Source organism: Desulfosporosinus shakirovi, from assembly GCF_020595055.1.
Lineage (GTDB): Bacteria > Bacillota > Desulfitobacteriia > Desulfitobacteriales > Desulfitobacteriaceae > Desulfosporosinus > Desulfosporosinus shakirovi.
Genome location: NZ_JAJDOO010000022.1, coordinates 20065 through 41448 on the forward strand (window position 1 = coordinate 20065; position 21384 = coordinate 41448).

A 21384-nucleotide genomic window follows, 5' to 3' on the forward strand; every position below is an offset into this window, starting at 1 on the left:
AACTAGGCTTCCAGGGATTATTGTTTTTAGGATTCTTTTAGTTACTGAAGATACAGGATTTGATTTAAAACTTAATATCAAGCTCTTTTATTTTTCTGTAGAGAGTATTTCGTCCAATCCCAAGAAGCTTAGAGGCTGGCGCGATTTTCCCCTTGGTTTGGGTTAGTGCATAGAGGATTGCTTGCTTAGCATGTTGATTAAGCAAGGGTTCCGTAGAGGCTGACGATTCAGACTTAACTAGGTTCTGCAGGATTTCGTCTGGTAAATCAGCTATCGTTAGAAGAGGGCCTTCTGCTAAACCTACCATGCCCTCAACACAGTTTTCCAATTCTCGGACATTACCGGGCCAGTCATGGGACAATAGATGAGTATATACTTCCTCTTGAACTCCTAGTGGGGGACGATCAAGGGATTTACATGTTTTATCGATAAAATACGGAACAAACTCTAAAATGTCTTCGGAACGTTCGCGTAATGGAGGTAATTCTAAAGTGACGACCTTCAGGCGATAGTATAAATCCAGACGGAATTTTTCCGCAGCGACCAGGGCAGTAAGGTCCTTGTGGGTTGCTGCAATAACTCTTACATCTATTTTAATCGCCTTTGTGTCCCCTATTCGAGAAACTTCCTTTTCTTGGAGTACTCTAAGAAGTGCAACTTGAACATTTAAGGGCATGTCTCCAATTTCATCAAGGAAAATAGTTCCTTTGTTTGCTAATTCAAATTTACCGGGTTTTCCTCCTCTGCGCGCTCCGGTGAAGGCACCCTCAACATAGCCAAATAGCTCACTTTCGATGAGTGAGGCTGGGAGTGAGGCGCAGTTTAAGGCGACAAAAGGTCCTTCGCTGCGTGAGCTGAGTTGATGGATTGTATGAGAAATAATCTCTTTGCCAGTTCCGCTTTCTCCGTGAATGAGCACAGAAGAGTGGGTTGAGGCAATCTTGGAAGCTCGTGCCAAAGTCCGCTGGGAAAGTTGGCTGGTTCCTATCCACGTAATATTGGACAGAGGGGCTTTCTTGGAGATTTGCAGCGTACCTACTGCGCCCAGTGATTGACCGGCTTCATTGACTACCTGATTTAAGTGGGAGGTAATTTCTTTCCCTGAGCTATCCTTTAAATGGAGATTCAGGGAATGTCCGTTCAACATCCATCCTTTTGGCGTACTAAAAACTTCGCCAGCGAGTCGCCCAATGATATCTTCTTGTCTGCGGCCAAGCAGTCCGGCACCGTAGGAGTTGATGTTAGTAATGACACCATTGTGATCAATAGCCAGAAATCCTTGTTGCAATAGTGAGGAAGCTAACTTTGAACCTTCTTGGTAGAATTTCAATTGGTTTTCCAGCTCGAAAAGTCGCAAGTTTTTTTCGATCATACTCGCACCCATCATGGCAATATTTAAAATCTTTTGACGGTCTGGATTAGCTTCACCGCTAATATCTAAAACCCCAAGCGGGGTACCCTGGCTGCTCTGAATTGGGGCAGCCCAACAAGCTAAGAAGTGATTATCGTGCACAAAGTGCTCCCAACCAAAGACGGACATGGGGGCATTATCCCGGAGGGCAGTTCCAATGGCATTAGTCCCTCGGATTTCCTCACGCCAACTGGCGCCGGGACTTAGATTTACTTTTTGGGCTTTACTCATAAAGGGCGCATCTCCTACGGCCTCGATGATGTAGCCATCGTTATCGCCCAACAACACGGTATAATTAGTATTTCCTAGCAAGCTGAAAATGTAAGGCAAAACGGGTTCGCTCGCTCTGATCAGGGTGTCTTGTGCCTCGCGACGTTCACTTAAGCGCGGAGTAGAAAGAATATCCTGATGAGAAATTAGAGTATGGTCTACTTGATACTCAATGCTTCTTTGCCAGGAACGATAGATGGTAGGGGATACTTCGGATTCAACGCTCTCGCCATTTATAAAACGTTTCCAATAGTTATCCATATATCGCTTTCCCTTTCCTCTCTGACATGGTTTAATTTGTCTTTACAATTGTCACAATACCATATCTATTCAATTGAAACAACTAGTCCGAAAAATATAAATATTTCATCAGTGTTCTATATTGGAGCGGTTTTTTAAAGTAAAATGCTCGAATATGGAACACTTTTAGGGCGATATGCCAATAATGTCCTTCTAAATATCCTTAGAGGACACTTCGATTAAAATAAACTTGTTTGTTTTAATTTGTTTTAATTTGTTTTATTTTGATAGAGTTAGATTTATTAGTAAATTTAAATCTATTTTTTTGATTGTTAAAAATGGCATGAATATTGCTATATCTCTATATGAGAGAAAGATTTATTCTCTTAAGAAAAGTTTTAGTAAAGATATTTTATAGAAATAAGGGGGAAGATTCATGGGTGGGTATACTGGGAAAATATTAAGAATTAATCTCGCAGAAGGAAAAACTAGTACTGAGCCTTTAAACATGGAACTTGCAAAGAAATATTTAGGCGGGCGGGGGCTTGCCGGCAAAATGTTTGCGGATGAGGTAGCTTCGGATGTAGATGCGCTTTCTCCTGGGAACAAGTTGTTCATTGCTGCCGGAGTGCTGACTGGTACAAACGCCCCAACACCATCAAGGTATATGGTTGTGACCAAGTCTCCTCTGAATGGGGTTATCGCATCTTCGAATTCTGGGGGATATTGGGGTGCAGAACTCAAATTTGCTGGTTATGATATGCTTGTCTTGGAAGGCAAGTCAGATCATCCTGTCTATATTTCCATTAAAGATGGAGAAGTGGAAATCAAGGACGCAGGCAAGGTTTGGGGTAAGGATGTCTATGAGACAACTGATGCTTTAAAACAAGAATTTGGTGATGACAAAGCGAAAGTTCTAGCCATCGGACCAGCTGGAGAAAATCTTTCTTTAATGGCAGCGATTGTAAATGACCTCTATCGGGCTGCAGGGCGTACTGGGGTAGGCGCTGTTATGGGATCTAAAAACCTCAAAGGGATTGTAGTCCGTGGAACAGGAAAAGTAGAGAATGCGAATCCTGACCAAATGAAAGAAGTCGTTGCTAATTCTTTGAGGAAAATTCGGGAAAATGGTGTAACAGGACAAGGGCTCCCAACTTACGGATCGGCTGTGCTTGTCAATATTATCAATGAAACAGGAGTATATCCGGTCAATAACTTCCAAGGTTCCTATGATCCTGAGGCAGATTTAATCAGCGGAGAAACCTTGACTGAGAAATATTTGCTTAAGAAGCATCCTTGCTATCGTTGCCCCATTGCCTGTGGCCGCTATAGTAAATGGGATGGCAAAGAAGGGGCAGGCCCAGAGTATGAAACTGCTTGGGTCTTTGGTTCGGACTGTGGTATCCATGACTTTGATGCAATTCATGAGGCCAATGATTTATGCAACAAACTAGGTTTAGATACTATTTCTGTCGGTGGAACCATTGCAGCAGGAATGGAACTCGTTCAGCGCGGCTACATTAAACCGGAAGAACTCGATGGTACAACATTAGAGTTTGGCAATGCTAAAGGCATGGTTGAATGGGTACGAAAAATTGCTTATGTTGAAGGATTGGGAGCCAAAATGGCGATGGGTTCTTATAATCTAGCAGAAAGCTATGGCGCCCCGGAACTTTCAATGAGCGTTAAGAAGCAAGAACTGCCGGCCTACGACCCACGTGGCATACAAGGGCAAGCCTTATCCTATGCAACAAGCAACCGTGGAGGATGTCACGTTCGCGGGTACATGATTTCTCCGGAAATTTTGGGGCTTCCGGAAAAACTTGATCGTAATTCCCTCGAAGGAAAAGCAACCTGGACTAAGATTTTCCAAGATCTCACAGCCGTTATTGATGCTGTAGGACTCTGTTTGTTCTCTTCCTTCGCACTGGGCTTAACTGATTATACAGCACTCGTAAATGCTGTGACTGGTTTTAATTATACCGATGAGGAGCTTCTGGCTTGCGGAGAACGAATTTGGAATGTTGAGCGTTTACACAACCTGAAAGTTGGATACTCTGCCGTTGATGACACCTTGCCTAAACGACTATTAAACGATCCAATTTCTTCCGGTCCTTCAAAAGGACAAATGCATAACTTGCCTGAGCTTCTGGTACAGTACTATGCTGAACGCGGATGGGATAAAGCAGGTGTGCCAACCCCAGAGCGTCTAAATATGCTGGGAATATAGGACTCTTATAATCATAGGTTATAATCCGAAACTCAAACTGTTTTAGAATTTAGATTAGACGGTAAGCGCTGAACAAATATTGAGGGGGGGCCTTTTTTTAGGGGTCTCCCCTTGAATCATGGTATAATAGAACAAATAATTATCATCTGCAAGATGTGCAAATAACTATCGGCTTTCCAGGGTATATAACAGAGAGGGGGTAGTGAAATGCGTGTGACGGTTAAACTATTTGCGACGTTTCGAGATGGCCGTTTTAAAGTTGAAGAGAAAAATCTTTCAGAAGACAGTCAGGTTCTTGATGTCCTCCAACTGTTGAATATTCTGCCGGAAGAAGTCGCCATTTGCTTGGTTAATGGGCGGGACGTTAAGGAACAGCACGTCCTGAATGATGGAGATACTATTGCACTCTTTCCGCCTGTGGGAGGGGGCTAAATGACGATAGAAGGCCGTTACCTTCGAAACAAGAAAACTTTGACTGATGAGGATCAGCAGAAACTGGCTAAGTCATGCGTTGCAATCGTGGGCTGTGGAGGGCTTGGCGGTTATATAGCCGAAGAGCTCGCTCGAATCGGAGTTGGTCGATTAGTGCTGATTGATGGGGACCGCTTAGAGGTTAGTAATCTTAATCGCCAGATTATGGCGACTGAACTTAATATCGGGCAGTGGAAGGTGGAAGCTGCCCGGGACAGATTGCGAAGTGTAAATTCTGAGGTGAAAGTGGAAAGTATTAAAGAGTGGTTTAAGGAAGAAAAGGGACCGGAAATGTTTCGAGAAGTCGACTTGGTTTTTGATGCCCTTGACTCCCCAGCCACTCGAGTCGAGTTGGAACGGGTCTGTCACCGTCTCAAGTTACCACTGGTTTTTGCGAGCATTGCTGGGTGGTTTGGCCAAATAGGAGTTAGTTTACCAGGGGATTTTAGCGTCTTGCGCTTATTTGGTCATGGGGAACGGGGAGTAGAGAGTACCTGGGGCAACCCTGCCTTCACCCCCGCTGTCTTAGCAAGCCTAAGTGTAGCAGAGGGTGTGAAATTATTGGCAGGACGTATGCCTGCCCTGCGCAGGGCATGGTTGCAGGTGGATTTACTAACTATGGAATTTGAACGCTTTGAAATCAATAATACATAATTTCCGTTTGGGTTTAGTACTTTGAAATAAATCTGCCTTATTCAAAATGACAAAATATGATCGTGGAAGGTGTAATAGAGCATGGGAAGCAGCAGTGAATTATTTAGGGTCCAAACCTTGGCTGAGGCAATCGACTCATTAAAACCCTATGTTCTCTCATTTTACCAGCGGGTTGAAAAGATACCTTTGGCTGAATCACTGGGACGTATTCTGACGCAGGATATTCCAGCGACCTGTGCCTTACCTCATTTTCGTAAATCTACCATGGATGGGATGGCTGTCCGAGCGGCAGATACATTCGGTGCCAGTGAAAGTATGCCAGCCTTAATAGAGTGTCGTGGCGAAATACGAATGGGTGAAGCTCCCTCAAAAACGCTGGAACAGGGGACAGGACTACTAATGCCCACAGGCGGAATGCTTCCTGAGGGAGCGGATGCAGTTGTGATGGTTGAACGGCTTGAACACTTTGGTGAAACTCTTTATGGTGTCACGAAGGCCGTTGCACCTGGAGAAAATCTTATTGACATTGGGGAAGATTTGGTCGAAGGGGAAATTATTCTTTCTGAATTTACACGAATCAGGGCCCAGGAAATGGGACTCCTGGCGTCTCTTGGACTGGCTTACATTCCGGTATTACCCCGTTTTAACGTCGGGATTCTTTCGACTGGGGATGAAATCATTCCTCCTGAACAAGAACCTTTGCCTGGTCAGTCAAGAGATATTAACGGCTATACCTTGCTGGGGCAAGCCTTAGCAAGTGGTGCGGACGCCCGCTATTACGGAATAGTGAAAGATGATTTGGAAGAGCTCCGTAAAGTACTTGCCCAGATGTTGAAGGAAAATGATGTTGTTTTGCTCTCCGGCGGGAGTTCAGTAGGGTTACGGGATTTATCCGCCCAACTTATCGGCGAATTAGGAGAGCCGGGACTGCTTTTTCATGGTTTAGCACTTAAGCCAGGTAAGCCAACGATCGGTGGGGTGGTTGATGGTAAATTAATTTTCGGACTCCCGGGACATCCTGCCTCGGCGATGGTCGTTTTTGACACACTTGTACGTCCGTTGTTGGATGGTTCATTGTTAAACCCCCAAGTTGATCCTCTGCCCAAGGGGGCCTTATCCCAAAACTTATATTCAGGAAGCGGGCGTGAGGAGTTTGTACGAGTTCGGCTCATACCGAAGGGTGAAGGATGGCAGGTTGAGCCGGTTCGAGGAAAATCCGGCTTAATAAGAACTATGGTACTAGCTGATGCTATAGTGCACATTCCTTTAGATACAGAAGGTATTGAAGCAGGGAAAGAGGTCTTTTTCCGGCTCTTGCGTTAAAATATAACTGTCTTGAAGAGGAGGTAAAGAAACTTGGAACGACAAATATATCTTAAAAATACGGCTTGGCAAGAAGGCCTAAAGTTAATGATGGACAAGCTTGCCGGGCGTTGTCTTCCCCAAAATGAATCGATAGATGTTCGTTTAGCACTGCATAGAATCACGGGGGCGATCGTCAGAGCCAAAAAAAGTTCGCCTCATTTTGCGGCTTCAGCGATGGACGGATATGCTGTTAGGGCTAAGGATACCCATGGAATCTCGGAGCGTGAGCCTCGTTGGTTAGAACTGGGAGTTCAAGCAATTCAAGTTGATACTGGTGATCCGCTTCCTGAAGGAATGGATGCAGTCGTCATGCTCGAAGATGTCTTGGAATTGGGTGAAAAGGGAATTCTGCTCCAAGCCCCTATCGTTCCTTGGAATCATGTTCGTCCAGTAGGGGAGGATATTGTTGAAGGGGAAGTGCTGCTGCCTATTCATCACCGCATTCGGCCTCAAGACCAGGGGGCATTACTGGCTGCTGGGGTTATAGAGGTTGAAGTCCGATGCAAACCACGGGTAGGAATCTTGCCGACAGGGGATGAAATCCGGCCCGTGGAAGCTGATTTGCAGGTGGGAGATATTGTAGACAGTAATTCGACAGTGCTTGCTTCCTTAGTGGAAGAATGGGGTGGATCTGCGACGATATGGCCGATTACACCGGATAAACAAGAGCAACTGGAAGCTGCTATCTTGCAAATGGCAGCTTCTCAGGATATTCTAGTCATCATTGCCGGATCATCCCAGGGGAGGGACGATTATACGTCTCATTTAGTTGGCAAGCATGGAACCCTTTATCTGCATGGTGTTGCCATTAAACCAGGCAAACCTGTTGTCTTAGGAGAAGTTCAAGATAAGCCTGCTATTGGGATCCCGGGCTATCCGGTGTCGGCTTACTTGACCGCGCATTTATTTTTGGAACCTTGGGTGAAGCATTATCAAGGTTTGGGTAAAGATACTCAGACTTCCTTAGATGCTGTGATCAGTAAAAAAGTCTTTTCCTCGCTCGGCAGCGAAGAGTTCGTGCGGGTTAAGGTGGGAAAAGTCGGAGAGCGTTGGGTTGCCGCTCCTTTGAGCAGAGGGGCGGGTGTCACCATGAGCTTGGTAAGGGCGGATGGGATGCTTCGGGTTCCTCGCTTACAGGAAGGGTTTCACGAGGGAGAAACAGTGCCGATAGAACTTTTGCGCCCTGTTTCGGAGTTGGAGGAAACTCTCGTGTGTATTGGCTCCCATGACCTTACCCTGGATGTTTTAAGCAGTCATATGAAGGCCAGAGGCGGGTATGGGGGCATCGCTTCAGCACATGTAGGGAGCCTAGCAGGAATTCTGTCCTTGCGCAAAGAGGAAGCTCATTTTGCAGGAATTCACTTGCTCGATCCCGAGACGGGGGAATACAATCACGCCTATTTAAAACGGTTTTTACCGGAAAGAGATATTGCTTTGATGAACCTGGTCTATAGGACTCAAGTTCTTATCGTACCCAAAGGTAACCCCCTGAATATTAAGGCATTGGCGGATTTTACTAAGCCGGGTGTTCGATTTATTAATCGTCAGGGCGGTTCCGGGACCCGAGTGCTTTTTGATTTCTTGCTCCAGCAACAAGGGCTTAACAAAGAGCAGATTTTAGGGTATGAACGAGAAGAATTTACGCATTTAGCGGTTGCTATAGCGGTTGCCTCGGGGGCAGCCGATGTTGGATTGGGTATTCAAAGTGCGGCGGAAGCCTTGGGCCTAGACTATGTTGTCATTGGAGAAGAACGATATGATCTGGCAATTCCGCGTGAATATCTTGAAGAACCCCGCATGAAGGCGATGATTTCTGTTATCCAAAGTAAAGCCTTCCAAGAGGATGTTCTGGCACTGGGTGGGTATGATGTCCGAGAGACCGGGGTATTTTACGCCTAATCAATTGCTTTTGTCTTTAACAGTGTCAATAATTTAATTGAAAAGCACCTTCCTACTGATGGGGAGGTGCTTTTCAATTTGTACGATGATATGTCAAGCGCGAAGGCTCTTCTCAATGTCAATTATAGAGCATAATTTAGCTGTTATTTTTCGACAAATTATTCTAATTAGTAGTGCTGTTTTATGTGGGGATATACATCTGGATCGCCAAATGTGGAATTGTCGAAATATTGGCATGAATATTGCATAAATAATAAGTATATCCAAGTAGAACAAATAATATCAAACTAAACCAAATTGAACAAGTATCGCTAATGACAAGAGAAAAAGAAATGGAGGTTTGGAAATTCGACAAGACAATAACTCGATAGACTTAATGAAGTAACATGAACAGAGAGTAAATGTGATTCAGAAAAGGAGAGAAAAAGATTGATTAAAAAACATGTCATTATTAACGGTGTCCCTCAGACATTGATAGTCGATGGGGAAGTTACCCTGGCAAATGTGTTGCGAGGACAACTGCACATGACCGGAACTAAAATTGGATGTGGAAAAGCTCAATGTGGTGCCTGCTCTGTCATTGTGGATGGAAAAGTGATCCGGTCCTGTGTGACGAAAATCAAACGGGTTGCCGATGATGCTCAGATTACTACGATCGAAGGCGTAGGTACTAAGAAGAACTTACATCCCGTACAACTGGCCTGGATGGTCCATGGAGCTGCTCAATGCGGTTTCTGCAGTCCCGGATTTATTGTTTCTGCTAAACAGCTCTTAGATGATAATAGCAATCCTACAAGAGAAGACGTCCGCGACTGGTTCCAAAAACACAGAAATGCCTGCCGTTGCACAGGCTACAAACCCCTGGTTGATGCGGTTATGACTGCAGCCAAGTTGATTCGCGGCGAGATGAAGACCGAAGACCTATGGGAAAAACTGCCGTCCAGTGGCTCCATCTGGGGAAGCAATTACATTCGTCCATCCGCTTTGGCCAAGGTTACCGGTACTTGTGACTTTGGCGCAGATTTAGGGGTTAAAATGCCTTGTGGTACTTTGCAGTTAAAACTGGTTCAGGCCAAGGTTTCTCATGCCAATATTATATCTATCGATACCTCTGAAGCTGAAAAAATGCCTGGTGTATATAAAGTTATCACCCATAAAGATGTCAAAGGCAAAAACCGGATTACCGGCTTAATCACCTTCCCGAATAACAAAGGGGATGGTTGGGACAGGCCGATCCTTTGCGACGAAAAAGTGTTCCAATTTGGTGACGCCATCGCCATTGTAGCGGCCGATACCGCTGAGCATGCTCAAGCTGCAGTTGACAAAGTTAAGGTAGAGTTGGAAATTCTCCCCGCCTACATGAGTGCCCCGGCAGCCATGGCAGACGACGCTATCGAGATTCATCCCGGAACTCCTAACGTTTATTGGGAAACCAAGGTGATTAAAGGCGAGGAAACAGCTCCTCTGATGGAAAAAGCAGATATAGTTGTTCAAGACGACTTTTATGTAGGACGCCAGCCCCACCTGCCCATCGAGCCTGACGTTGGTTTTGCCTTTATTGATGAAGAGGACCGCGTAGTGATTCATTCCAAAAGTATCGGCATTCATCTCCACCAGGCTATGATTGCCCCGGGGCTCGGACTGGAACTAGACAAATTGGTTATCGTACAAAATCCTGCCGGCGGTACCTTTGGTTATAAGTTCAGCCCAACCATAGAAGCCTTACTAGGGGTAGCTGCGTTGGCTACAGGTAAGCCTGTATTCCTGGAGTTTGACTACTATCAACAAATTACTTACACAGGGAAACGTTCACCGTTCTTTATCAATCTTAAATACGGGGCTACTAAAGAAGGTAAACTGGTTGCCATGGAAGCCGATTGGAGCTGTGATCATGGTCCGTATTCCGAGTTTGGCGATCTGGTTACCCTGCGGGGCAGTCAATTCATTGGTGCCGGTTATATGATTCCCAATATTCGCAGCAATGGCCGCACTGTCTGCACAAATCATGCTTGGGGTTCGGCCTTCAGGGGTTACGGATCTCCGCAAAGCCTGTTCGCAACCGAGGTATTGATGGATGAACTGGCGGAAAAACTAGGAATGGATCCCTTTGAGCTGCGTTACAAAAACGTTTACAGACCCGGTGATACTACTCCTACCGGCAGTGAGCCTGACGTACACAGTATGGTGGAGATAATGGATAAACTTAAGCCTCTCTATGATGCAGCTAAGAAAAAGGCCGAAGCTGAATCCACTGCCGACAAGAAACGCGGTGCCGGCATCTCTCTCGGCGTCTACGGTGCCGGTCTGGATAACCCCGACGGTTCAGAGGCTTGGGCTGATTATACGGAAACCGGTGTCACAATTTTCAACGGTTGGGAAGATCACGGACAAGGTGCGGACATGGGGACACTGGCTACTTCCCATGAGGCTTTGCTTCCCTTGGGAATTAAACCCGAACAAATCAAATTGGTCATGAATGACACCTCTAAAGTTCCCGCCAGCGGACCTGCCGGTGGCAGCCGTTCCCAAGTAATGACGGGCAACGCCATCAAAATTGCTTGCGAAGAACTGTTAAAAGCAATTCAAAAACCCGATGGAACTTACCGGACCTATGGAGAACAGGTTGCAGCAGGGTTACCAACCCACTTTGTAGGCAAATATAGCACTCCAGCAGGGTATAATGGTTGTGACCTCGAAACAGGACAAGGAGTCCCCTTCACCACTTATATGTATGCAGCGTTCCTCTCTGAAGTGGAAGTCGATGTCAAGACAGGTAAAACCAAGGTTCTTGGCATGAACGGAATATTTGATGTGGGCACCCTTGCTAATAAGTTAGTCGTTGACGGGCAAATGTTTGGCGGAATGGTACAAGGTATTGGCTTGGCTCTCAGCGAAGATTTCGAAGATCTTAAAAAGCATATCGATCTGGTTAGCTGCGGTCTGCCCTTCATTAAAGACGCACCTGACAAACTTGTTGTCGATTATGTTATGACTCCAAGAGAACATGGTCCCTTCGGAGCTTCTGGTGCCGGTGAAGCACCGCTGACCTCTCCTCATGCTTCCATCATTAATGCAATTACAAATGCCTGCGGGGTAAGGATTACCAAGTTACCAGCCCTGCCTGAAAAAGTACTTGCCGGATTAAAGGCTCAGTAATAGTTTGTTTTACAGAGGGGATCTAAATTTGTTCACTCAAGTTTAGGTTCCCTGTGGTTACCCACAGAGCAAATATTTATAAAGAAGTTGGTGCTGCTATGGATCAGGTTGAACTGAGAAGGCTAGAAAGTAAGTGCAGCCAAGAAAATCCTCCCGCTTGTACAGCTGGGTGTCCAATCCATGTAGATGTTCGTAAGCTGATGCTGGCCATTCAAAATCAAGACTGGAAAAGCGCCGCATCAATACTACAGCAGAAACAGCCCTTTCCGGGAATTATTAGCAGGATTTGTGACCATCCCTGTGAGGATGTGTGTAAACGTAAAGATGTTGGAGCAACCGTAGCTATTTCTAACTTAGAAAGATTCTGTCTGGAAAATTATGCTCCCAAAATTGCCAATGTAGGAGCTGTTCCCCCTAAAAGCCAGACCGTTGCGGTGGTTGGCAGTGGGTTAAGAGGCCTGACTACAGCCTATGACCTAGCACGAAAAGGGTACATTGTTACGCTGTTTGAAAAATCAGATCGCTTGGGCGGGAACTTGTGGAAACATCCAGAGCAACAACTTCCAGCTCAGGTAATTACGAACGAACTTTCAGTTTTGAATCGTCCAAATGTGACAATTGAGCGTAATGCAGGAATAACCCGACAGGATTTGTCTCAACTAAAAGAACGGTTTGATGCTTTATATATTGGCTTTGCTGCACAATCTGAAGACGCCTTGGAATTGTTGGGTGAGAATAGCACAGTTGACCCCATAAGCTGTACTACGCCAATAGCAGGTGTATTTGCTGGTGGACGGTTTGGCAATAATTCCCCAATCAATGCTGTTGCTGATGGCCGGAGAGGTGCAGTATCTATCGACAGGTACCTGCAAGGAGCCTCTCTAACTGCCTCCCGCCATGGCGAAGGGGCCTTCGAATCGAAACTATTCGTCAACGTGAACAAAATTCCATCCCTGCCTGCTGTACCCATGAGTCATGAATCCGGGGGTTACACTGGCGAAGAAGCTGTCCGGGAAGCCGGTAGGTGCTTAAATTGTCAATGCCTTGAATGTGTAAAAGCCTGCAAATATTTGGAGTCCTATGGTGGTTATCCCAAAAAATATTTGCGGGAAATATACAATAACGAATCTATCGTCATGGGCACACGCCACGCCAACAAGATGATTAATTCCTGCACCCAGTGTGGGTTGTGCGCTGAAGTATGTCCGAATGATCTAGACATGGGACAGGTTTGTCTTGCATCCCGGGAAAGTATGGTTAGGAGAGGGAAAATGCCACCGTCTGCCCATGATTTTGCCCTGCGGGATATGGCTTTTAGTAACAGTGAACAATTTGCTTTGACTAGACATCAACCAGGGTTCGATTCCAGCAAATATGTTTTCTTTCCAGGCTGTCAATTGAGCGGCTCATCTCCGGAACATGTGGAAAAAGTATATGCCTATTTAACAGAACAGCTTGTCGGAGGAGTAGGACTGATGTTGCGCTGCTGCGGTGCTCCTGCGCATTGGGGCGGTGATCAGGGACAGTTTCAAACCAGTTTCGAGGAGATGGTTGTGGAATGGGAGAACTTGGGTAAACCGCAGCTGATCGTAGCCTGTTCTACCTGTCACAGTATGTTTCGAGAAAAATTACCCGGAGTTGTCTCTCTTTGGGAACTAATAAAAGATATGGATTTACCCATTCAAGGGGATGGTGCAAATTACGGTAAAGTAGCTGTACAGGACCCCTGTACTACCAGATACGAACAAGGAATACATGAAGCAGTTCGCCATATCTTACTCAGGCTAGGTTGTGAAATTGAAGAATTACCTTATAGTAAAGAACTAACCAAGTGTTGCGGCTTTGGCGGCCTAACGGCCTTCGCCAATCCGAGACTTGCGCAGCAGATCGTTGAAAATAGGATAAAAGAAAGTACTGTGGACTATGTAGCCTACTGTGCCATGTGTAGAGACAGATTTGCTGCTCATGGTAAGCGTACACTACATTTATTAGATCTCATTTTTGCTGATGATCTGCAAAATGCTGCCACCAGACCTGATTCGGGATTTTCTCAACGGCATGAGCATCGGGCAAGACTCAAAAGAACGTTACTGCATAAGTTCTGGCAAACGCCGCAGGAAAAGGAAAGGGGTTATAGGACTATAAAAATAATATGCAATGAAGAAATAAGTAAGCTTATGGAAGAAAGACTAATTTTTATCGAAGATGTTCAGCAGGTAATAGAACATGCAGAAGGCACGGGAAGCAAATTTATCAATCCGGATAACGGCAACTATTTAGCCTATTTTCGCCCGGCTAGAGTGACATATTGGGTTGAATACCAACCTCAAGAGGATGGTTTTGTAGTCTTGAACGCATATAGCCACCGGATGGAAATTGTTGAGGAAGTGAAGCCATGAATAAGACAGCAAATCTGCCGCCCAAACCTGTATGGAAGTGCGGAAAATGTGGTGGTGAACTAAAGCATGGTACGGTAAAAATAACCTATCTAGGAAATGATCTTAGAGTTGAAGAACTGAAATGCCTTAATTGCGGCTTGGTGTTGATCACTGAAGAGCTGGCTTTAGGCAAAATGTTTGAAGTAGAACAAAGCCTTGAGGATAAGTAGAGGGAGGGAGCAGAATGGCGGTCGATGCCTTTCGCCTGTTTCAATTGGCTACTCAGGGATTCTGTTGCAGTCAGATTATGCTAATTCTCGGTTTAGATGAACAAGGAACGGAAAACCCCGACTTGATTAAAGCAATGCAAGGATTATGTGGTGGTATAGGCAGGTCGGGGAAAACCTGTGGTGCACTTACCGGGGGGGCATGTTTAGTAGGATTGAACGCAGGGAAGGGGAGTCCCAGCGAGTTCAGCCACGCCAAAATAAACCCTATGATTAATGTCTTACTGGAGTGGTTTGAAGAAACCCATGGCAGTATCGAATGCTCAGGAATTTTAGATCACTCTCTGGATGAGGGCAACGAGTATCCTGTACAATGCGGCAATATTGTTTCAACCACCTTTAGTAAGGTATATGAAATTTTAGCGGTCTATACCGAAGACCCTGAGTCGATGGACGAGGGTTAAAGACTATGAAAAATGATGCGTTTAAATTGTATGAGAGTGACCTGCTGAGTCAGACCACAGGGGTTACTTTGAGACCGGGCGGGTTTGCTTTAACCGACCTGGGAATCGGAAAATGTGACTTGCTCCCGGGAGCACGGGTTCTGGATGTAGGATGCGGCAGCGGTGCAACGGTAGAACGTTTAGTTTCTCAGTATCAGCTCCAAGCTATTGGGTTGGATTCTTCAGAGGTATTGCTAGAGAGTGGAAAGAAGAGGAATCCGGACTTAAACCTGATACGAGGGCTGGGGGAAGACCTGCCCTTTCCGGTGAAACACATGGATGGGGTGTTGGCTGAATGTGCCTTGTCTGTGATGGAGGACCTGGATCAAGTCTTAAACGAAATTTTCAGGGTGCTTAAACCGAGGGGATGGTTGCTCGTAAATGATGTATATGCACGCAATCCTGAGGGTCTCCAAGGGCTTCGGGAGCTCAAAATTGACTCTTGTATCCGAAGAGCGTTACCCAGGGAGCAATTCGTTAATAAGCTTGTCGAACAGGGGTTTAAGATCGTTGATTGGACGGATCATACTAACCTATTGACCCAACTGACGGTTGATCTAATCATGGCCCATGGCTCTATGACCCAGTTTTGGCTTAAGACCTCTTCATGTTCATGCTCTGGCGCAGATTCGGTTGAGCCTAGCCTGGTTCAGGTTGCGTTAAAGCAGGCGAAGATGGGATATTTTCAACTAATTGCCCAAAAGGATGATCACTGCAGTTAGAGAGGGATAGCATATGGACATAATGGATAAATGTTTGATTACTACAGCCAAGAGTTCAGGTACCGAGAGTTTGTGTCCGGAATGTTTGCAGAGGATTCCAGCGCAAAGAGTGGCTCAGGGTGAAAAGGTTTATATGGTGAAACAATGCCCTGAACACGGGGAGTATCGAACTCTGCTTTGGCAGGGGAACCCTCAATGGGATTTATGGGTCAGACCAACGATTCCAACCCCTCCAAAGGAGTGTTTTACCCGGGTTGAAAAAGGCTGTCCTTTTGATTGCGGTTTATGTGAAGATCATTACAAGACCACTTGTACAGCTTTAATAGAAGTTACCCAGCGTTGTAATTTAAACTGCCGATTTTGTTTTGCTAATGCAGGAACTGAGCTCGACGAACCTTCCTTGGCCGTCATAGAAGAGTGGTACAAAAACGTCCTTGCCGCCAGCGGTCCTGTCAATATCCAGTTATCCGGCGGTGAGCCAACCCTCAGAAACGACTTACCGGCAATACTGGAAATGGGAAAGACATTGGGTTTTAACTTCATCCAGCTTAACACCAATGGCTTGCGACTGGCGGAAGATCCTGGCTTTGTGGGCCGCTTGAAGGAAGCTGGACTTAGTTCCGTGTTTTTGCAATTTGACGGTACAGAGGATTCCATTTATGAGGCAATCAGGGGTCGCAGGCTCTTTGGGGTTAAAGCCAAGGCCATAGAGAACTGTGCTCAATATGGGATTGGGGTTGTGTTAGTACCTACCCTGATACCGGGGATAAACACTTATAATATCGGAGGAATCATCAAGTTTGCCTTGGAAAATCTTCCTGCAGTCCGAGGGGTGCACTTTCAGCCTGTCAGTTATTTCGGAAGGATTCCTAAAGAACCCCTGGATCAAGACCGGATCACACTCCCCGAAGTTATTCAAGCCATCGAGGAACAGACGGAGGGACTCATCAAGGCAGCCAACCTGAAACCCCACAATGGACGCTGCTCTTTTAGCGGCAACTTCACGAGACAACAGGATGGCAGCTTGAAAGCAATTATCAATAATTCGTGCTGTGCCGGACCGGAGCGAGCGGATGAATTAGCCAGAAAAACACGAACCTTTGTGGCCAGGCAGTGGTCAGGAGCAGAAAAGTTAACAATTGAGTCTCCTGTTAATAACTCATGGGATAATCTAATCCAACAGCTAAAAACCTATGCTTTTTCCATCAGCGGTATGGCCTTTCAAGACGTGTGGAATCTGGATATTGACAGATTAAAGAATTGCTGCATACATGTGGTAAGCCCTGAAGGCAAGTTAATTCCTTTTTGCGCCTATAACCTCACGGATAAGTTTGGGCACTCAATTTATAGAAGGGAGAGATAGGTTTGGGCATCAAAACCACCTCCCTGGAGGGTTGGATAAAGCACAAGATTACCGGAGAAAGTTCAGGTGTCTTAACCCGAAAGTTGATTGAGGGCTATCAGTTGGGTAAACTTCAAGAAACACTTGACTTGGTAACCAGTAAAAGTCGATTTTATCAACGTTTGTACTCAGGAATAGATTGTAAGCTGTCAAGTTTACAAGATATGTTAAAACTGCCCTTTACTTCAGCCGAAGATTTAAAGGATAATCCTCTCAACTTCTTGTGTGTTCCTCAAAATGACATCGACAGGATCGTCACTTTGCAAAGTGCCGGTACCACGGGTAAACCCAAACGTCTGTTCTTTACTGAGGCGGATCAAGAATTGACCATCGATTTTTTTCAACATGGCATGTTAACCTTGGTAAAGCCCGAGGACAGGGTTTTGATAATGTTACCTGGAGATACACCGGGAAGTGTCGGGGATTTATTGCGTATAGGTTTAAAAAGAGCAGGAGCAACAGGATTTGCCCATGGTCTGGTTACGAATCCAGAGTCCATCCTGGCACAAATTAAACGGGACAATATCAACGTATTAGTAGGGATACCTACTCAAGTATTGAGTTTAGCGAGGTATAAAGATTCCCAGGGCAACACTCCCTCTTTGAGTTTGAGAAATGTTTTATTAAGTACAGACCATGTACCTTGGGCTATTGTGCAAGAACTCGAAAGGGCATGGGGGTGTAAGGTGTTTAATCACTATGGCATGACTGAGATGGGGTTGGGAGGCGGGCTGGAATGTGAGGGCTTCTGTGGTTACCACCTCAGGGAAGCAGACCTCTTTATCGAAATCATCGATCCCAGTTCAGGGCTGCCGGTTGTGGATGGGCAACTGGGTGAGATAGTCTTTAGCACTTTAACCAGGTCAGCTATGCCTTTAATTCGTTATCGTACGGGTGATATTTCTAGGTTTCTGATAGGCCCTTGTACCTGCCACACGGTACTAAAGCGACTGGAACGAATAAAGTCCAGAGAAAAGGTTTATCTGACTTCAGCCGATTTCTTAACCATGGCAGACTTTGATGAGGTTTTGTTTGCCCTTGATAACGTTCTTGATTTTGAGGTGTCCCTAACAGAGAGTCTGCTAGAAAAAGCAAACTGCTTACAACTCGATATTCAGCTAAAGGGACCTGTTTCATTAGAAGCGAAAAGAAACGTTCAACTGGCTTTAGATAAAATCCCTGTACTAAGGGGTGCCAGACAGAGCGGAAGTTTGAGGGTGCTCATTTATCTATTCTCAAGCGCTAAAGTGACAGCTAGAAAAAGTACAGCTAAACGACAGATTCAAGACAAGAGAGGGAGTGCCTAAATTGCTGGCTGAACCAGAGAACAAACCAGGTGAGGATTTCTTAGCAGCGATCATAGTTGCCGCAGGATACTCTTTTCGAATGAAACGCTTTAAACCACTTTTATCCTTGGGGGGAGACACGGTCTTAGAGAAAGCTGTCAATAGTTTTCTAAAGAGCAGGATTAAGGATATCCGAGTGGTGGTTGGGCATCGGGCCAATGAATTGTATCCAGTCTTAGATAGATTAGGAGTACAGACCATTGTTAACCCCAATTTTTCGGAAGGAATGTTTTCCTCAATAATTGCGGGCGTTAAAAGTTTGTTGCCAACGGTCAAAGGATTTTTCCTATTACCCGTCGATAATCCCATCGTGAACAGGGAGACTTTGGAAAAGCTTCAGAGCACGTTTTTCACAACGGAGTTCGGCATTATCTATCCAACTTATCGGGGAATGAGGGGACATCCCCCCTTAATTTCCAGCCGCTATGTGAAAAAGGCAATATCTTGGGATAAACCGGGGGGAATGAGAGCTTTATTGGAACAGTATGAACATGATGCCATCAATGTTGAGGTTGAGGATCCGGGTATTTTGCTCGATATGGATACACCGGAGGACTACAGGCAGATGCTGAAGTACTGTGGCTATACCGATACCCGGGTCCCCACAGAAGAAGAGTGTTATTCAATCTTGAAAAATGCTGACACGCCAGTAAAGGTCTTTAATCATTGCAAGCAGGTAGCTGAGTTAAGCAGTGCCATGGGAAGCCATTTAATCAGGTCCGGAAGTAATCTGGACCTCGAATTAATCAGGGCAGCTGCCCTGCTACATGACTTGGCCAAAGGTGAACCTCACCATGCCCAAGTTGGAGCCAAAATGCTCGTCAATTATCCAAAGGTAGCAGAAATCGTTGCAGAACATACGGATATTTGTCTGAACCCAGGTGATTCATCCATAACAGAAAAAGAAATCGTCTATTTGGCTGATAAGCTTGTCATAGATGACCGGATTATTTCTCTCCAGGCTAGATTCTCCGGCCCCATAGAGCAGTATAAGAACGATCAAGAGGTAACGGAGAAAATTAGGCAACGCTTGATTAACGCCGAAAGAATCCAGACAAGAATAGAACAAATTATTAAGATACCTTTACATGAAATAAGGAAGGTTGATCTGGGGGGACAAGGCTAATGGAAAAGGAAATATACCAAGGACTTAAAAAAGCGAGTGACAAAAATTTGGATGTGGCTCTGATTACAATTATAAGTGTGCTGGGGTCAACTCCCCGTAAGCCTGGCGCTAAAATGTTAGTGTTTGCTGACGGAACGACTGTGGGAACCATCGGCGGAGGATGTGGAGAAGCAGAGGGGCGGCGGGAGGCTCTTAATGTTTTAGCATCTCACGCTCCAAAAGTTCATTATTTGAATATGACCGCAGACATTGCCCAGGAGGAGGGAATGGTTTGTGGGGGGATTATGGGATTGTTCATTGAATATTTAGGTTCTCATAGCCCGGTGGAACAGGTCACTCTCATGAAGGATTATCTGTCAGCTGTCGATGAGGCTGCAAATCCTGTTCTTGTAACGGTGATTGAGGCAACTGAAGGGCGATTAGCAGGAAAGAAAATGTTCGTTAAGGATAACCGGAAGGTAACAGGTGATCTGGGTTTAGAAGAACTCACGAGAGTGGGACTGGAGAGCATCAAATTAGGGGGTAAACGGTGTCAGCCTCTCTTAGTTAGTTTAGATTCTGAGTTTGAGCCCTGTGATACCACCGTAAACAAAGCAACATTCCGTTTTTTGGTGGAGACCCCGACTACGGTTGTCCAATTGCTAATTTTAGGAGCAGGCCATATTGCACTTCCCCTCGCCACCATGGCCAAAATCGTTGGCTATGAGGTTACAGTGGTTGATGATCGTCGATCCTTTGCCAATTCAAATCGTTTTCCTACAGCTGATAGAATCATATGCGATGATTTTGAAGGTGCCTTAGATGAAATAACGATCAATCCGCAAACTTTTGTCGTCATTATTACTCGTGGGCATCGTTATGACAAAATGTGTCTGTGCAAAGTAATTAATCAGTCAGCTTCCTATATTGGCATGATCGGCAGCCGGAAGAGAGTTAAAGCCTTGCTTGCAGAATTAGAGGAAGAAGGGATTTCCGGTGAAGCCTTACAAAGGCTGTATTCACCAATCGGTCTAAAAATTGGGGCGGAAACTCCGGAAGAATTAGCCGTAAGCATTCTTAGTGAGCTGATTAAGGTTCAGCGGGAGTCGAATCAGAACGGTAAACTAAAATGAGCATAAAAAAGCATGGTTAGAAAGCTTATTTATTTAGTCAGACACGGGGATATCGGACTAGAAAAGGAGAAACGCTATATTGGACAGTCTGATCTGCCCTTAAGTACCCTTGGCCGTGAACAAGCCGTCCTATTGAAGAAAATATTTAGCCGAGTACCTATAGATAACATATATTGCAGTGATTTATTAAGAGCCCAACAAACTGCGGAGATCATTGCCTCTGTCCACCCTATCATTCCTACTACTTGTGCGGAGTTGCGGGAATTGCATATGGGCGATTGGGAGGGAAAATCCTTTGCCGAAATTAAAGCTAGGTATCCTGAAGAATTCAAAGAACGTGGTGAGGATATCGTGAATTACAGCCTACCCAACGGAGAAAGCTTTGCTGACTGCCATAAAAGAGTGATACCAGCCTTTGAGAGACTTACCCAATCGAATGAAAGGACAATTTTAATTGTTGGGCATGCAGGGGTAAATAGAGTAATTTTATGCCATATACTAGGGATGCCCTTAAATAAAGTTTTTCGACTTGAACAAAATTATGGTTGTGTTAATTTAATCACCAAGGAGGGTTTAAAGAACCGATTGAGTTGTCTAAACCTTATAATAAATCGAGATCTATACAGAATGGATTAAATTGTTCGAACAATTTAATCCATTCTTAGTTTAAACATTGATTTGTTTAATCTGTAGGGTGAAAGCAAAAGTGTTCCAAAATTTAACTGTGTTCCGAGCAAAGTGAGTTAAATTAGAACAGTAAATAGTTTTAATTTAGGATAAAATTAGGACTATTTTTAATAATACTCTTAAATACTCTTAAGAATCAATGGTCAGGTCCTGTCAAAATTAAATATTCAGATTATTGGCATGGG

The 21384-nt window shown here is 45.1% G+C and carries 16 protein-coding genes; 15 read left to right on the plus strand and 1 reads right to left on the minus strand.

From position 1 onward, the window contains the following. Window positions 1-64: 64 nt before the first annotated feature. Window positions 65-1942: a sigma-54-dependent Fis family transcriptional regulator gene (locus LJE72_RS17190; protein ID WP_229249106.1), complete on the minus strand. Its 1878-nt coding sequence runs from the start codon at window positions 1940-1942 to the stop codon at window positions 65-67. 415 nt (window positions 1943-2357) lie between these two features. Between LJE72_RS17190 and LJE72_RS17195 the strand changes: the two genes are divergently transcribed. The 15 genes from LJE72_RS17195 to cobC all read left to right on the plus strand — a co-directional run bounded on the left by LJE72_RS17195 (window position 2358) and on the right by cobC (window position 21148). Beyond that, on the plus strand, window positions 2358-4151 hold the full coding sequence (locus LJE72_RS17195; RefSeq protein WP_229249107.1) for an aldehyde ferredoxin oxidoreductase family protein: 1794 nt from the start codon (window positions 2358-2360) through the stop codon (window positions 4149-4151). Between the two features lie 207 nt (window positions 4152-4358). Then, complete coding sequence (locus LJE72_RS17200; protein WP_229249108.1) at window positions 4359-4583, plus strand: MoaD/ThiS family protein; 225 nt, start codon at window positions 4359-4361, stop codon at window positions 4581-4583. Beyond that, the gene (locus LJE72_RS17205) at window positions 4584-5276 is read left to right on the plus strand and encodes a HesA/MoeB/ThiF family protein (RefSeq protein WP_229249109.1); all 693 of its coding nucleotides are present in this window, start codon (window positions 4584-4586) and stop codon (window positions 5274-5276) included. It begins immediately after the preceding gene. Window positions 5277-5357: 81 nt separating this feature from the next. Then, window positions 5358-6599: a molybdopterin molybdotransferase MoeA gene (locus LJE72_RS17210; RefSeq protein WP_229249110.1), complete on the plus strand. Its 1242-nt coding sequence runs from the start codon at window positions 5358-5360 to the stop codon at window positions 6597-6599. Window positions 6600-6632: 33 nt separating this feature from the next. Continuing rightward, on the plus strand, window positions 6633-8540 hold the full coding sequence (locus tag LJE72_RS17215) for a molybdopterin biosynthesis protein (RefSeq protein WP_229249111.1): 1908 nt from the start codon (window positions 6633-6635) through the stop codon (window positions 8538-8540). 429 nt (window positions 8541-8969) lie between these two features. Beyond that, the gene (locus LJE72_RS17220; RefSeq protein ID WP_229249113.1) at window positions 8970-11696 is read left to right on the plus strand and encodes a molybdopterin-dependent aldehyde oxidoreductase; all 2727 of its coding nucleotides are present in this window, start codon (window positions 8970-8972) and stop codon (window positions 11694-11696) included. A gap of 53 nt (window positions 11697-11749) precedes the next feature. After that, window positions 11750-14095, plus strand: coding sequence for a pyridine nucleotide-disulfide oxidoreductase/dicluster-binding protein (locus LJE72_RS17225; protein WP_312038942.1), 2346 nt, complete (start codon window positions 11750-11752; stop codon window positions 14093-14095). After that, a complete protein-coding gene (locus LJE72_RS17230) occupies window positions 14092-14304 on the plus strand; it encodes a DVU_1557 family redox protein (RefSeq protein ID WP_073029639.1) in 213 nt (70 codons plus the stop codon). Before LJE72_RS17225 ends, LJE72_RS17230 begins: the two co-directional genes overlap by 4 nt. A gap of 14 nt (window positions 14305-14318) precedes the next feature. Further along, entirely contained in the window at window positions 14319-14765 is a 447-nt protein-coding gene (locus tag LJE72_RS17235; RefSeq protein ID WP_229249116.1) for a DVU_1555 family C-GCAxxG-C-C protein, read from the plus strand. Window positions 14766-14770: 5 nt separating this feature from the next. Continuing rightward, window positions 14771-15526 carry a DVU_1556 family methyltransferase gene (trsM, locus tag LJE72_RS17240; protein WP_229249117.1) on the plus strand — a complete coding sequence of 252 codons (756 nt, stop codon included), beginning with the start codon at window positions 14771-14773 and terminating at the stop codon, window positions 15524-15526. A 13-nt stretch (window positions 15527-15539) separates the two neighbouring features. Then, window positions 15540-16889, plus strand: coding sequence for a radical SAM (seleno)protein TrsS (gene trsS, locus LJE72_RS17245; RefSeq protein ID WP_229249118.1), 1350 nt, complete (start codon window positions 15540-15542; stop codon window positions 16887-16889). Window positions 16890-16891: 2 nt separating this feature from the next. Beyond that, window positions 16892-18235, plus strand: coding sequence for a DVU_1553 family AMP-dependent CoA ligase (locus tag LJE72_RS17250; protein WP_229249119.1), 1344 nt, complete (start codon window positions 16892-16894; stop codon window positions 18233-18235). Window position 18236: 1 nt separating this feature from the next. Then, complete coding sequence (locus tag LJE72_RS17255; RefSeq protein WP_229249120.1) at window positions 18237-19400, plus strand: DVU_1551 family NTP transferase; 1164 nt, start codon at window positions 18237-18239, stop codon at window positions 19398-19400. Further along, window positions 19400-20512: an XdhC family protein gene (locus LJE72_RS17260; RefSeq protein WP_229249121.1), complete on the plus strand. Its 1113-nt coding sequence runs from the start codon at window positions 19400-19402 to the stop codon at window positions 20510-20512. Before LJE72_RS17255 ends, LJE72_RS17260 begins: the two co-directional genes overlap by 1 nt. Before the next feature lie 12 nt (window positions 20513-20524). After that, window positions 20525-21148, plus strand: a complete 624-nt coding sequence (cobC, locus tag LJE72_RS17265; protein WP_229249122.1) for an alpha-ribazole phosphatase — start codon at window positions 20525-20527, stop codon at window positions 21146-21148. Window positions 21149-21384: the final 236 nt, after the last annotated feature.